Annotated in this window: 14 protein-coding genes and 1 other RNA gene; 9 read left to right on the top strand and 6 right to left on the bottom strand. The window is 63.6% G+C overall.

Features of this window, described 5'->3' with window-relative positions; genetic code table 11:
- The first annotated feature begins 10 nt into the window (after positions 1-10).
- The gene (locus CDQ91_RS13645) at positions 11-1,180 is read left to right on the top strand and encodes an alginate lyase family protein (protein ID WP_088473278.1); all 1,170 of its coding nucleotides are present in this window, start codon (positions 11-13) and stop codon (positions 1,178-1,180) included.
- Positions 1,171-2,319: an aldose epimerase family protein gene (locus tag CDQ91_RS13650; protein ID WP_088473279.1), complete on the top strand. Its 1,149-nt coding sequence runs from the start codon at positions 1,171-1,173 to the stop codon at positions 2,317-2,319. Before CDQ91_RS13645 ends, CDQ91_RS13650 begins: the two co-directional genes overlap by 10 nt.
- Here CDQ91_RS13650 and CDQ91_RS13655 read toward each other — a convergent pair.
- Positions 2,289-3,092, bottom strand: a complete 804-nt coding sequence (locus tag CDQ91_RS13655; protein ID WP_158213678.1) for a ThuA domain-containing protein — start codon at positions 3,090-3,092, stop codon at positions 2,289-2,291. The two genes, CDQ91_RS13650 and CDQ91_RS13655, sit on opposite strands and share 31 nt — an antisense overlap.
- A gap of 252 nt (positions 3,093-3,344) precedes the next feature.
- Between CDQ91_RS13655 and CDQ91_RS13660 the strand changes: the two genes are divergently transcribed.
- Complete coding sequence (locus tag CDQ91_RS13660) at positions 3,345-5,954, top strand: TonB-dependent receptor (RefSeq protein ID WP_088473281.1); 2,610 nt, start codon at positions 3,345-3,347, stop codon at positions 5,952-5,954.
- A gap of 84 nt (positions 5,955-6,038) precedes the next feature.
- Here the strand turns inward: CDQ91_RS13660 and CDQ91_RS13665 are convergent, their stop codons facing one another.
- Both CDQ91_RS13665 and CDQ91_RS13670 read right to left on the bottom strand, forming a co-directional pair.
- The gene (locus tag CDQ91_RS13665) at positions 6,039-6,737 is read right to left on the bottom strand and encodes a helix-turn-helix domain-containing protein (RefSeq protein WP_088473282.1); all 699 of its coding nucleotides are present in this window, start codon (positions 6,735-6,737) and stop codon (positions 6,039-6,041) included.
- A 157-nt stretch (positions 6,738-6,894) separates the two neighbouring features.
- On the bottom strand, positions 6,895-7,512 hold the full coding sequence (locus tag CDQ91_RS13670) for a cation efflux transmembrane domain-containing protein (protein WP_088473283.1): 618 nt from the start codon (positions 7,510-7,512) through the stop codon (positions 6,895-6,897).
- Positions 7,513-7,615: 103 nt separating this feature from the next.
- Between CDQ91_RS13670 and CDQ91_RS13675 the strand changes: the two genes are divergently transcribed.
- Positions 7,616-8,026, top strand: coding sequence for a MerR family transcriptional regulator (locus tag CDQ91_RS13675; RefSeq protein ID WP_088473284.1), 411 nt, complete (start codon positions 7,616-7,618; stop codon positions 8,024-8,026).
- A 254-nt stretch (positions 8,027-8,280) separates the two neighbouring features.
- On the opposite strand, the gene ssrA is transcribed toward CDQ91_RS13675, so the two are convergent.
- Both ssrA and mscL read right to left on the bottom strand, forming a co-directional pair.
- Positions 8,281-8,638, bottom strand: a transfer-messenger RNA (tmRNA) gene (gene ssrA / locus CDQ91_RS13680).
- A 38-nt stretch (positions 8,639-8,676) separates the two neighbouring features.
- Positions 8,677-9,093 (bottom strand): large conductance mechanosensitive channel protein MscL, encoded by a 417-nt coding sequence (mscL, locus tag CDQ91_RS13685; RefSeq protein ID WP_088473285.1) that lies wholly within the window; start codon positions 9,091-9,093, stop codon positions 8,677-8,679.
- A 122-nt stretch (positions 9,094-9,215) separates the two neighbouring features.
- On the opposite strand from mscL, the gene CDQ91_RS13690 reads away from it, so the two are divergent.
- From CDQ91_RS13690 to CDQ91_RS13710, 5 genes are read left to right on the top strand one after another with little or no spacing between them, the layout of a single operon-like run.
- Positions 9,216-9,812 carry a LemA family protein gene (locus tag CDQ91_RS13690; RefSeq protein WP_088473286.1) on the top strand — a complete coding sequence of 199 codons (597 nt, stop codon included), beginning with the start codon at positions 9,216-9,218 and terminating at the stop codon, positions 9,810-9,812.
- Position 9,813: 1 nt separating this feature from the next.
- Positions 9,814-10,326 (top strand): TPM domain-containing protein, encoded by a 513-nt coding sequence (locus CDQ91_RS13695; protein WP_158213679.1) that lies wholly within the window; start codon positions 9,814-9,816, stop codon positions 10,324-10,326.
- The gene (locus CDQ91_RS13700; protein ID WP_088473288.1) at positions 10,323-11,129 is read left to right on the top strand and encodes a TPM domain-containing protein; all 807 of its coding nucleotides are present in this window, start codon (positions 10,323-10,325) and stop codon (positions 11,127-11,129) included. Before CDQ91_RS13695 ends, CDQ91_RS13700 begins: the two co-directional genes overlap by 4 nt.
- Before the next feature lie 12 nt (positions 11,130-11,141).
- A complete protein-coding gene (locus tag CDQ91_RS13705; protein WP_088473289.1) occupies positions 11,142-11,822 on the top strand; it encodes a TPM domain-containing protein in 681 nt (226 codons plus the stop codon).
- A gap of 8 nt (positions 11,823-11,830) precedes the next feature.
- Positions 11,831-12,376, top strand: coding sequence for an NUDIX hydrolase (locus CDQ91_RS13710; protein ID WP_088473290.1), 546 nt, complete (start codon positions 11,831-11,833; stop codon positions 12,374-12,376).
- A gap of 169 nt (positions 12,377-12,545) precedes the next feature.
- On the opposite strand, the gene CDQ91_RS13715 is transcribed toward CDQ91_RS13710, so the two are convergent.
- A complete protein-coding gene (locus tag CDQ91_RS13715; RefSeq protein ID WP_088473291.1) occupies positions 12,546-13,181 on the bottom strand; it encodes a rhomboid family intramembrane serine protease in 636 nt (211 codons plus the stop codon).
- Between the last annotated feature and the right edge of the window lie 14 nt (positions 13,182-13,195).

The following is a 13,195-nucleotide window of genomic DNA, read 5'->3' on the forward strand; positions in this document are numbered from 1 at the left end:
GGGAGGATATATGCAACTGACACGCCGAACCTTGGGCGGCGCAGCAATGGCACTGCTCGCGGGATGCGCTGTGCGGCCTGCGCTGTCCGCGGCGGCTCCCCTCGACATCGCGACCATCGACCGCGTTCGCATCCCGCGCGCCGCCGATCGCTGGCTCGACGACGCGCCGGTCACCATCACCGCCTTTCGCGCGGCGCGCAGCCCCGGATCGGCGCATGATTATTATTCGGAAGGCGACTATTGGTGGCCCGATCCCGCCAATCCTGACGGCCCCCATGTCAGACGCGACGGCTTTTCGAACCCCGCGCGCTTCGACGATCATCGGCAGGCATTGATCCGCCTCGGGCTGCGCGTGCCGGCCTTCGTCGCGGCGTGGATTGTGACGCGCGACCGGCGCTATGCAGAAGCGGCAGCGCAGCACCTCAACGCATGGTTCGTGACACCCGCGACGCGGATGAACCCCAGCCTCGACCATGCGCAGGCGATCATCGGGGTCAACACGGGACGCGGCATCGGCGTGATCGACACGCTCCAGATCGTCGAGGTCGCGCGCGCCGTCAGCCGGCTGATCGAGGCGGGCTATCCGCTCGATCCCGGAGTGAAAGGCTGGTTCCGTGCCTATCTGACCTGGCTCACGACATCGAAAAATGGCACCGACGAGCGCGACGAAAGGAACAACCACGGCAGCTGCTGGGTGCTGCAGGCCGCCGAATTCGCGCGACTGGTCGGCGACGAGGCGGTGCGCGCCGACGCCCGCGAACGCTTCCGCACCCGGCTGATCCCGGAACAGATCGCCCCCGACGGCAGCCAGCCGCTCGAACTCGCGCGCACCAAGCCGTTCGGATATTGCCTGTTCAATCTCGACGTCCTCGCTGCAGCCGCCCATTCGCTGAGCACAACCGAGGACGATCTTTGGCGCTTCGCGACACCCGATGGGCGCTCGCTGGCCACCGCGCTAGCCTTCATGGCCCCGTACATCGCCGACAAGAGCCGCTGGCCGTTCGCCCACGACGTCGAATATTGGAACGACTGGCCGGTGCGCCATCCCAGCCTGCTCTTTGGCGGGCTCGCGCTCTCCCAACCCGGTTATGTCGCGCTGTGGCAGCGGCTCAATGGCGATCCGCAGGTTAGCGAGATCATCCGCAACTATCCCGTCCGCCAGCCCATCCTATGGCTGTGACACTGCGCTGGGCGGCTTCTACAATCGCGGTGCTGGCGCTCGGCGCGTGCGCAACGGTGACGGATACGCCCGACGCCGTCCGCACCGAAGCTTTCGGTCAGACCGCGACCGGGCAGCCTGTCGAACGCTATAGCTTCGCCAACGCCGCCGGAATGCGCGTGAGCGCGATCACCTATGGTGCGACGCTCACAACGGTCGAAGTGCCGGGCCGCTCCGGCCAGCGCGCCAATGTCATCCTCAGCCTTCCCGACATCGCAGCCTATGAGCAGACCCAGCGTCGCTGGGCGTCGGTGATCGGGCGCTATGCGGGGCGCATCGCCGATGCGCGCTTCACGCTGGATGGCGTGACCTATGCGTTGGAGGCGGGGCGCAACGGCGTGACGCTGCATAGTGGCTCCGACGGCTATGATCGCCGGGTCTGGGCCGCGACACCCTTTCATGATGTGCGATCTTCGGGAGTCGTCTTCCGGCTCGACAGCCGCGACGGCGATCAGGGTTTTCCTGGCCACTTGCGACTTGAGGTCACCTATCGCCTGCCGCACCGGCGCAATGAACTCCACGTCGAATATCGCGCACGCAGCAATACCGCGACGGTGATCAATCCGACCAATCACGGCTTTTTCAACCTCGCGGGCGCCGGTTCAGATTCGATCGGCAGCCACCGCGTGGCGATCGCCGCCGATCGCTACGCCGAGACCGACAATCGCAAGATTCCGACAGGGCGCCTCCTCCCCGTTACCGGCACCGCGCTCGACTTGCAGCGACCGACCCTGCTCGCACCATGGCTGGCTGCTCGCGATCCGCTGCTCGCACCGTCAAACGGCTTCGACCACAGCCTTGTCCTCAGCCCCGCGCACGGCACGCGGCTGGCGGCGACGGTTGACGAGCCGACATCCGGCCGGCGGCTGGAGATTCTGACGACCGAACCCTCGGTCCAGTTCAACAGCGGCAACGGGTTCGACGGCACTGAGGTCGGCGCCGAAGGCATTGCTTATCCACGCCATGCGGGCTTCGCGATCGAAACCCAGCACCTGCCCGACAGCCCCAATCAGCCCGGCTTCCCGTCAACCGTGCTGCGCCCCGGACAGGAATTCCGGTCGCTGACCATCTATCGCTTTTCGGTCATGTCCGCCCGCTGACCGGCATCGCTCATCGGATGCGGCCGTACTTCCCCGCCTCCCGAACCAAGCGCCCAGCGAATCCCCTCCAAGAACATCGACTGGACGCGCGGGTCATCCCAGCTCTCGTCGGTATGCCCTAGGCCCGAGTAAAAGACCCGGCCCTTTCCATAGCGCTTTATCCACGCCACCGGGAAATCACGATCGGTGCGGTGCACTCCGGGAGTGCCCAAATCGACGCTCTGCGGGTCAAGCCGCGCCAGCACATCGACCTCGCCCCTTGAGTAAGGCGCGGCGCGCATCTGATAATGTTCGTCGGTCAGCGTCATTCCGGTCGACCAGCCCCGCATGGCAGGAAAATCGGGCCGCTCGACGATGATCTGCGCCGCGGTCACCTTCCACGGATGATTGTCGAACACCCCGCCGAGCATCACACCATATTCGGGCCAGCCATAAGCAGTCGCCGCCGCCGAATGGACACCGATAAAGCCCTTTCCGTCGGCATGCACAAAGGCCAGCAGGTCGCGCTTCTGCGCATCGGACAAATCGGTCTCGCCATTGGTATAGAAAAGCACGGCGTCATAATGGTCGAGCGTCGCCGCGCGCGACGCCTTCGGCCCGCCCTTCGCATAATCGCCCTTCCCCCAGACCTCGCCCTTGGTCACCAGCGTCATGTCGGTGCGGATCGTCGCCACATAGGCGCCCGATTGCCGCCCCAGCCGCTCGATCGTCGCGACCGCATGGCTCGACGCCCCATGCGCGGTCTGGTTGCCCGTCGAATGATCGGCGATCACCAGCAGGCGCTTTGGCGGAGGCGTGGGGGGAGACTCGGTCGCCTGCGAGTATGACGCGACTATAAAGGCCGCGACCAAAGGCCCTGTCGCCGCGACAGGAAATATACGGAATTCCAACCGCATAACCAACCTTTCCTCCCTCCGGAGCACAATCTTGACACCGGTTACCGACACCGGTATCATTGCCAAGAAATAGCGGTGGAAAACCGCAATGTCGAACGCATAAGTATCGAAATCAGGGAGAGGGATGTTATGAAGAAGAGGCTTCTTCTGTGCGCGTCGGTGATCGGCATCATGTGCCACGGACAAGCGTTGGCGCAGAGCGCCGCGACACCGACACAGGATAGCGAAGTCGCCGAGGGCGATATCGTCGTCACCGGTATTCGCGGCTCACTCGAGCAGGCGGCCGAGATCAAGCGCGACGCCAGCCAGGTTCTCGACGTCATCACCTCCGAAGATGTCGGCAAGCTCCCCGACGCCAATGTCGCCGAGGCGCTGCAACGCGTCACCGGGGTCCAGATTACCCGCGTCTTTGGCGAAGGCCAGGCAGTGAACATCCGCGGCCTGCAACAGGTCCGCGTCGAAATCGACGGCCGTACCCTGCTCGGCTTCTCCGCCCGCGTCTCGCCCCCCGAAAACGATAATCTGGGCCGCTCATCGGGCCTCGACGCCGTCCCCTCCTCGCTGTTCGGCCGCCTCGAAGTGCGCAAGTCGCCGATCGCCAGCCAGGTCGAAGGCGGCCTTGGCGGGTCGGTGAACCTCGTCACCCCCAAACCCTTTGATTTCAAGAAGACCACTCTGTCGGCGCAGGTGCAGGGCACCTATTCGGAAGGCGCCGACAAGTTCGAACCCGGCTTCTCCGGCCTGTTCACGACGACCCTCGCCGGCGGCAATATCGGCATCTTGATTTCGGGCGAATATCAGAAGCGCTCGTCGAGCCTGCAATTGTTCGAACGCAATAATTTCTTCGACAGCCTCAATGGCGGGACGACCAAGAAATTCGCGCCGCGCCTGCTGCAATATGAAAATACCGACATCGACCGGTCGCGCCTCGGGATCAACGGGTCAATCCAGTGGCAGGCTTCGCCCGAATTCGTGCTGACCGCCGATGGTCTCTATTCCAAGGTCAACGCGAAGCGCACCAACCAGTTCATCGCCTTCAACATGCCGACCAGCGCGACCGCCGCGATTATCACCAATCCGGTGATCGAGGACAATCATATCGTCGCGGGCACCGCCACCGGCAACATCCGCACCGGCAACCAGCGCCGCGACGATCCGGCCACCAGCCTGTTGCTCGGCCTCAACGGCAAATATGACGACGGCGCCTTCACCATCGAAGCCGACGGCTATTACAGCCGCGGCACGCTGCGCCAGAAGATCGAAGTCGTCACGCTGCAGACCGCGAACAATGTCGTCGGCAGCTTTGATTTTCGCAACGGCCCGATTCCCGACCTGATCCTGAAAACGGCGGGCGGCGCGGCCTATGACCCGTCGCTCGTCTCCAACTTCCCTGCACGCACCGATTTGCTGACACTGCGGGCCAACACGCTGCCCGGAACGCTGGAGGAATGGGCTGGCCGCTTCGACGTCGGCTATGACGCAGGCGACGGCATCAAGCTGAAGGCCGGTGTGCGCTATGTCGACCTCAGCGGCAAGTCAGAGGCGTTCCGCAGCCGCGCCGACGCCAGCATGGCCGACCTGGCGCCCTATCTCGACACCGGCAACGCCAATTTCCTGAAAGACATTGCCGGCAATTTCCCGCGCCAGTTCCTGACCGGAATTCCTGATGCCAAGTTCATTATCGACCGCGTACTGATCGTCGAACCGAACCAGTCGGGCGATCCGCCGGGAACGCTGCGGCGCAACGCTGCACGCGACTATGATCTGCGCGAAAAGACGCTCTCCGGCTATTTGATGTTCGATGCCGAAGATGAAATTTTCGGCCGCCCGATCCGCGTCAACGCCGGTGTCCGTATCACCAACACCGACTTTTCGGTCGATACTTTCACCCAGCAGGGCAATCTGTTGCTCCCACGCACCGACACCAACAAATATACCAACGTCCTGCCCAGCGCGAACCTCACGCTGAACGCCACCGACGATTTGCTGATCCGGCTATCGGCATCGCAGACTTTGCAGCGCGCGGGTCTTGCCGAACTGGCGCCGTCGACCTTCGTCGATGCCACCAACCGCACATCGACCAGCGGCAATGCCAGCCTGACCCCGCCGATCTCGAGCAACCTCGACCTGTCGATCGAATATTATACTGGCAAAAGCTCAATGATTTCGGGCGCGGTCTTCTACAAAAGCGTTCAGGATTTCATCGCAACGAACACGTCGGAGGCCATCATCCCGGGCTTTGAGAGCCTCGGCGTCGTCCGCGTCTCGCGCCCCGACAATGTCGCCTCGGCGAAGGTCAAGGGGTTCGAGGTCGGGGTTACCCAGTTCCTCGACTTCCTGCCCTCGCCGCTCGACGGCTTCGGCGTGATCGCCAACTATACCTTCGCCGACAGCAAGGACAGCAACGGCTTCCCGCTCGTCGCAACATCGAAGCACAGCTACAACCTCGTCGCGCTGTACGAGAAGGGCCCGCTATCGGCACGCGTCGCCTATAATTGGCGCGACGATGCCGTGTTCGAATTCATCCAGGGCCGCCCCCAGGTCATCGCGGCACGATCGCAGCTCGACGCGCAGATCGGCTTCGACATCAACGATCAGTTCTCGCTGTCGGTGCAAGCGCAGAATTTGATCCCGAAGGATTCCGCGACGGTCGAGATCAGCGATTTCAACCCGCTCGCGATCAACAGCTATGCCTTGTCGGAACGCCGCTACTCGATCGGGCTGCGCGCCAAATTCTAGGGCGCGCCCGCAGCCATGCTGCGGGCAGGATATGGCCCCGTCAGATCCGCAAGGAACTGGCGGGGTCCCGGCGCGCGGTGCACATCACAATTCGATAGCGATCTTCACATTGGCGGGCATCACGCCCGCCAGCGTCGCAATTTGTTCGCGGCTGGCATCGACCAGCTTGCGAATTTGCTCGACCCTGTCGCCGGAAACGGCGTCATCGCTGGCATGCGCCACCGGATCACCGATCACCAACTCGCGCTCCGAAATGCCGAAGGCCTCGGCCAGTGCGAGCAGATTGCTGCGCCGCGGGACTGTCTTGCCGGTTTCCCACGCCCAGATGCTGGGGGTACTCAAGCCCGTTCGCATCGAAAGCGCCGCGCGACTGAGGCCGCGCTCCTGCCGCAACCGGTGCAAGCGCTGCGGGAGCATTTCATAAGCGTCCGCCTCGCCCGCCGGATCGACGTCGGTCGGCAGGGGATTGCGCAGCTGTGCAGCGCTGAGCACCGCGCGCGACAGCGGCTGATCGAAACGACAACCGGCGAGCGCCTCGCTGCGCCAGACCACAGCGGCGGCCAAGTCGGGCGCTTCGGGTAGTGCGACCATGATCCGCTGACCGATCGTCAGCTCCGACGTGGTTTCGATCAACATGCCGGTGGCCGACAGATTATGGATCACCACGGCCGCACCCTCGCCGCCGTCGAGCGAGCCCTGCGCCTCGATCCGCACGCGGACACGCGCGGCGCCCCGCTGACCTTCAGAGGTCTTCTGATGTTCGATCGTCGCATGAATGGGCATGGTCAGAGTCTATGCGCCGACATCGGTTTTCGAATGGTAAAGATCGCCAGCAACATGGGCGGACGATGCGGCGCGCGCGCCGCATCGACAAGGCGGGGATGCCGCCACCCGGATGAGCCGTGCGTCACGCGCGGTGAGCGCTCCGCGCCCTATCGAATTAAGCCGCGCTAAGTTCGCCGCGTGCATGGCGGAACACGTCGATACTGCCCCAGATCGCCAGCCCCGCCATGATCGCCGCAACGAGCAGGTCAGGCCAGCCCTGCCCCGTCCCGAACACGCCGAGCGCGGCGCCCATCACCGCGACATTGCCGATCGCGTCGTTGCGCGAGCAAATCCACACCGAACGCATGTTCGCGTCGCCGGTGCGATAGCGATAGAGCATCAGCGCGACCGCGACATTCGCCGCGAGCGCCAGAGCACCGATCAGCCCCATGGTTTCGGCATGCGGCGCCGTCCCGCTGAAAAAACCCCATGTCGCCGATCCGAACACCCACAGCCCAAAAACAAGCATCGTTGCCGCTTTGAGCAAAGCCGCGCGCGCGCGCCACGCAAGCGCCATGCCGGCAACCCCCAGGCTGATCGCATAATTGGCACTGTCGCCCAGAAAATCGAGCGCATCGGCCTGAAGCGCGCGCGAATCTGCGGCGACCCCGGCGACGATCTCGACCCCGAACATCGCGGCGTTGATCAGCAGCGCGATCCACAGGATCCGCCGCCAGCGCGGATCGTTCAATGCGGTCTTGCCGCTGGCACCGGCGCAACAACTATCGGCCATCGCCGTATCTCCTGCTTCATCGATCCGGCTTTCCGGGGAAAACCGTCTTGGTTCCTTGATTCGACACCCTATATGCACCCTGTATCAACTACAGGGTCAAGCGATGAAAATTGGCGAACTGTCGCGTGCCACCGGCACCAATATCGAGACCATCCGCTATTATGAGCGGATCGGCCTGCTCCCCGCGCCGTCGCGCACCGCAGCCAATTATCGCAGCTATGGCGACGCGCACAGGGCGCGGCTCGCCTTCGTGCGCCATTCGCGCGATCTGGGCTTCACGATCGAGGAAATCCGCTCGCTGCTCGACCTGTCCGATCATCCCGAACGCGACTGCGCCGACGCCGATCGCATCGCGACCCGCCATCTGGAACAGGTAGAGGAGAAAATCGCGCAGCTAGCCCTCCTGCGCGAGGAACTGTCCCGCATCGTTGGCCGCTGTCGCGGCGGCATCGCCGCCGACTGCCGGGTTATCGAGGCGCTGGGCGACCATGCGCAATGCGAAAGCGCGCACTGACGCTCCTGCCCTATTTTCGTCATTGCGAGCGGAGCGAAGCAATCTCCAGCCATCAACCTTGCGCGGCGTCGACAACTGGAGAGCGTCCCCCGGATCAAATCCGGGGTCCTCGCAATGACGACCCCAAGCCACGTCATCGCGCTCTAGCTGCCCATCGCGCGCAGCACGCTGGGCTCCCGCTTTCGCGGGAATGGCAAATGTTGTGATTAGGGAAAGGTGGGACGATTCTGTTGCCCGGCTCGTCCCCAGCCGCTGGTTTCCGATTCTGTTGCCCGGTTCGGTCCGAACCGCGTTCTATTTGAATAACCTTCGGCCGTGAGGCCTAACGGTTACGCAGCCAGAGCGAGTGCTTCGTTATCGTTAGCACCTATTGGTTTTGAGCCTTGAACGGGTTACTCAGCCCGGAAGAAAATATCGCCTTTGAACACACGTCGATCCTGGTTCGGCCCCGTCAGAAACCCGCACGTCCCATCAGGGAAATTCGGGTTTGTGGTGGAGCCGCCGGGTACTGCCCCCGGGTCCGCTGTGTCTATTCCACGACACCATTTATCCTCATATCCGGTCGAAACCGGCACCCCCTATATAGGAAGCCCGCCCGCGCATGGAAAGAGCGCAGACGGGCTTTTTGTCCCAGAGGACGGCTATCCCTTTTATTTCTTGCGCAACTCGTCGCGGATTTCGGCGAGCAGATCGACTTCGGTCGGCCCCGCTGGCGCATCGGGCGCCTTGCGGACGACATTGTTCACCGTGCGCACGAGCAGGAAGATGATCCACGCCAGGATCAGGAAATTGATCACCGCGGTGATGAAGGCGCCATAGCCGATCATCGCCACTCCGGCCTTTTTCAGCGCCGCATAGTCGGTCGCCGCAACACCGTCGGGAACATTGCCCAGCAGGATGAACATGCTGGAGAAATCGACCCCGCCGAAGATCCAGCCAACCACGGGCATGATCAGATCCTCGGTCAGCGAGCCGGTGATCGTCGCGAATGCACCGCCAATGATAACACCGACCGCAAGATCGATAACATTGCCGCGCGCGATAAATTCCCTGAATTCGCCCAGCATTTCCATTTTCCCCAGATGGTTGATCTATGTGCCAAAAATGCCTCGCCGATTGCGCAAAGGCAAGCGCCATCCTATTATGTGTATTGTTGCGGCAAAACGCCGCCGGAGGGAGACCCACGACCATGACCTATCGTTCCGCCCGCTGGATGATCCTGCCCGTCGCCGCGATGAGCCTGTCGGCCTGCGGCATCAACAGCGTTCCGACCAAGGAAGAGGCCGCAAAGGCCAAATGGGCCAATGTCGAAGCCGCCTATCAACGCCGCGCCGACCTGATCCCCAACCTCGTCGAAACCGCCAAGGGCGCCGCCAAGATCGAACAATCGACGCTGGAAGGCGTGATCCAGGCGCGTGCTTCGGCAACGCAGGTCAAACTATCGACCGACGATCTCGACGATCCCGCCAAGGTGCAGGCGTTCCAGCAGGCGCAGGGCAATGTGTCGGGCGCGCTCGGCCGCCTGCTCGCGACCGTCGAGGCCTATCCCGACCTCAAGAGCCAGGGGCGCTTCGCCGACCTGATGACCCAGCTTGAGGGCACCGAAAACCGCATCAACGTGTCGGTTCAGGATTATAACGCCGCAGTGCAGGATTATAACACGACGATCCGCACCTTCCCCGACATCATCGGTGCCAAGATCGTCCATGGCGCGCAGCCGATGACGCCGTACAAGGCGATCACCCCCAACGCCAATGTCGCGCCGAAGGTCGATTTCGGTCAGTAAAATGCGGTTCGCTGTTCTTGCTGGTCCGCTCGCGATCTTGGCTGTCGCGAGCGGCTGCAAGGCGGCGGCGTTGCCGGAATCAGCCGCTTGTGCCGGCGTGCCACACATGGCGCTCAAAGGCCGGGTGACCGACACAGCGGACATTTTGTCTGCGGAGGAAGAGGCGCAATTGTCGGAACGACTGGCCCGGTACGAACAGCGGACGAGCCACCAGATGGTCGTCGCGACGGTGCCCGCTTTGAATGATGTCCGCGTCGACAATTTTGGTACCTGCCTTGGCAATCGCTGGGGCATCGGCCGAAAGGATCAGGATGACGGCATCGTCATCCTCGTCGCTCCAAACGACCGACAGATGCACATTGCGACCGGAAGCGGAATGGAAAAGACACTGACCGACGACAAAGCGCTCGCCGTGATCCACCAGATGACCCCTCACTTCAAAGGGGGCGACTACGCCGTCGGTTTTTCGACCGGCATCGATGCCATCGCCGTTCAAACGGGAGATACGCCATGAGGTCGATTTTGCTCGGCTGGGCGCTCGGCCTTTCGTTGCTGGCCGCGCCCGCCACGGCGCAGACCTTCCCCAAGCTGACCGGCCGCGTCGTCGATCAGGCGGATATCATTCCGCCCGCCGAGGAAGCCGCGCTCAATGCGCAGCTCGAACAGCTGGAGACGAAGACGGGACACCAGCTTGTCGTCGCGACGGTCAGCGACCTCGCGGGCAATGACATCGCCGATTATGGCTATAAGCTCGGCCGCGAATGGAAGATTGGCGATGAGGCTACGGATGACGGCGTCGTCTTCCTGATCGCCCCCAACGAACGGCGGATGAATATTTCGGTCGGCCTCGGGCTTGAACCGATCCTTACCGACGCGCTGTCGGGCCGGATCATCCGCGACACGGTGACCCCATTGTTCAAGGCCGGCGACATGCCCGGCGGCATCCGGGCGGGCGTCAATGCAATCGCCGAGCAGATCCAACTGCCGCCCGAGGAGGCCGCAGCGCGCGCGGCCGCAGCGGCATCGCAGGAGCGCGACCGCGCCGACGACGGCAATTTCGGCGGGCTGTTCTTCGTCGGTTTCATCATCTTTTTCTTCTTCGTCCTGCCGATGCTCTCCAGCCTCGGGCGGCGCGGCAAACGGCGCAAACATAGCCCGTGGGGCGCCCCGATCATCATCTGGGGCGGCGACGACTGGGGCGGCGGCAGTGGCGGCGGATCGTCATGGGGTGGCGGCGGAGGCGGCTGGGGCGGTGGCGGCGGCTTTTCGGGCGGCGGCGGCTCCTTCGGGGGCGGCGGCGCCTCCGGTGGCTGGTAGGGGAACGGACCGATGAAAGTCAGCCACGTCAGCACCGCCGATCATGATATCGTCACCACCGCGGTCGCCGCGGCGGAGGCGCATACCAGTGGCGAAATCGTTACCGTCATCGCCGCGAAATCCAACGACTATGACGATGTCGCGCTCGTCTGGGCGAGCATCATCGCCTTTGTCGCCATGTCGGCGATCGCGCTCTTCCCCGAATTTTATCGCGGAATTTACGACAAACTGACCGGCGGCTGGGGGCATGAGCTGACCGCCAATCAATGGCTTGGGACGGTGATTGGCGTCGGTGTGCTCAAATGGATCGGCATGTGGCTGATCCTGCTGTGGCGCCCACTGCGCCTCGCCCTCACCCCGCGCACGATCCTCGCGCAGCGTGTCCGCGCCCGCGCGATCGACCTGTTCAAGGTCGGCACCGAGGGCAAGACGATGGGCCGTACCGGAATCCTGCTCTACGTCAGTCTGAAGGAGCATCGCGCCGATATCGTCGCCGACGAAGCGATCGCCGCGAAAGTCTCGCCCGAAGTATGGGGCGACGCGATGGCGGCGCTGATCGAGCGCGTGCGCGCGGGTCAGCCCGGCGAAGGCATGGCCGAAGCGGTGCGGCAGATGGGAATCGTCCTTGCCGAGCATTTCCCGCGCGGCAGCGAGAATCCCAATGAGCTGCCCGACCGGCTGATCGAAATTTAGGACAGCGCATGACCCGACCCGGCCCCGACACCCTCATCGAAACGCGGTGGGAAGGCCGCTTCATCACGGTGAAGCAGCAGGGTAGCTGGGAATATGTCTCGCGCTCGCGCGGCATCCATGCCGCAGTAATCCTCGCGATCGACGATGCCGAAGACGGGCGCCACGTCATCCTGGTCGAACAATATCGCGTGCCGTTGAAGGTCCAGTGCCTCGAACTGCCCGCAGGCCTTGTCGGCGACGAGACCGCAGGCGAGGCATCCGAAATTGCCGCCGAACGCGAGCTGGAGGAAGAAACCGGCTATCGCGCCGCGCATTGGCGCACCGTGGGCGAATTTTACAGCTCGCCCGGGATGGTCAGCGAAAGCTTCACCCTGCTCGTTGCCACCGGGCTGACCAAGGTTAGCGACGGCGGCGGGGTCGGCGGCGAGGACATCATCGTCCACCGTGCGCCGCTGGACGGCATCGAAGATTTCATCGCGGCGAAGCGCGCCGAAGGGTGTGGGATCGATGTGCGTGTGGCGATGCTGCTTGCGGGTGGGTTGTTAGGCGAATAACAGCTGCTGCCATTTCCTATCATCGTCACCCCGGACTTGATCCGGGGTCCCGCTTGAAACCAGGCGCTTGTCGATGCCTCAAAAAGCGGGATCCCGGGTCAAGCCCGGGATGACGAAATGGGAAGTCAGCCTCCCACCCCAAAGCCGACATTCCCGTCAGTTCCAGTGTCTAGCGCGCCCCGAACCGCCAGCGCAGCAGCGGCCGCGCGAGCAACAATCCCGCAAGAAAACCGCCAACATGCGCCCAGATCGCGATCGCGCCAAAACCTCCGCCACCGGCAAAACCGATCAGCAGCTGAAGCCCGATCCACGCCGCAGCGAGCCACAGCGCGCGCACCCAATGGCTGGGGATCGGCCCGATCGCGGGCGCCTGCGAGCGGCTGAAAATCAACGCAAACACCGCGATCAGTGCCGAAATCGCGCCACTCGCACCGACCATGACGATCGGCGAACCGGGATCGGCCACCCATTGCGCGAACGCCCCGGCATAAGCGCCGCCAACGAGCAACGCCGCCATCGCATTGGCCCCCAGGGGCGCCTCAAGCTGGCGACCGATATAGAGCAGCACCACAAGGTTGAAGACGAGGTGCAAAACCCCACCATGCAGAAAGGCCGAGGTCAGCGGGGTCAGGATGAACGGCACCATCGTCCCCGGCGGGGCGATCAGCTCGGCGCCGAAGCGCGCGGGGATGAAACCCGCGCGCACGAACGCCTCGCCCTGCAGACCGGTGATCCACAGCAGCACGAACACCACGACACAGACGAGCGCGAAGCCCGTAACAATCGGTGCGCCGTGCCGGTTCATCGCGCGGACCCCGC

It is taken from the genome of Sphingopyxis witflariensis (assembly GCF_002205635.1).
Classification (GTDB): Bacteria; Pseudomonadota; Alphaproteobacteria; order Sphingomonadales; family Sphingomonadaceae; genus Sphingopyxis; species Sphingopyxis witflariensis.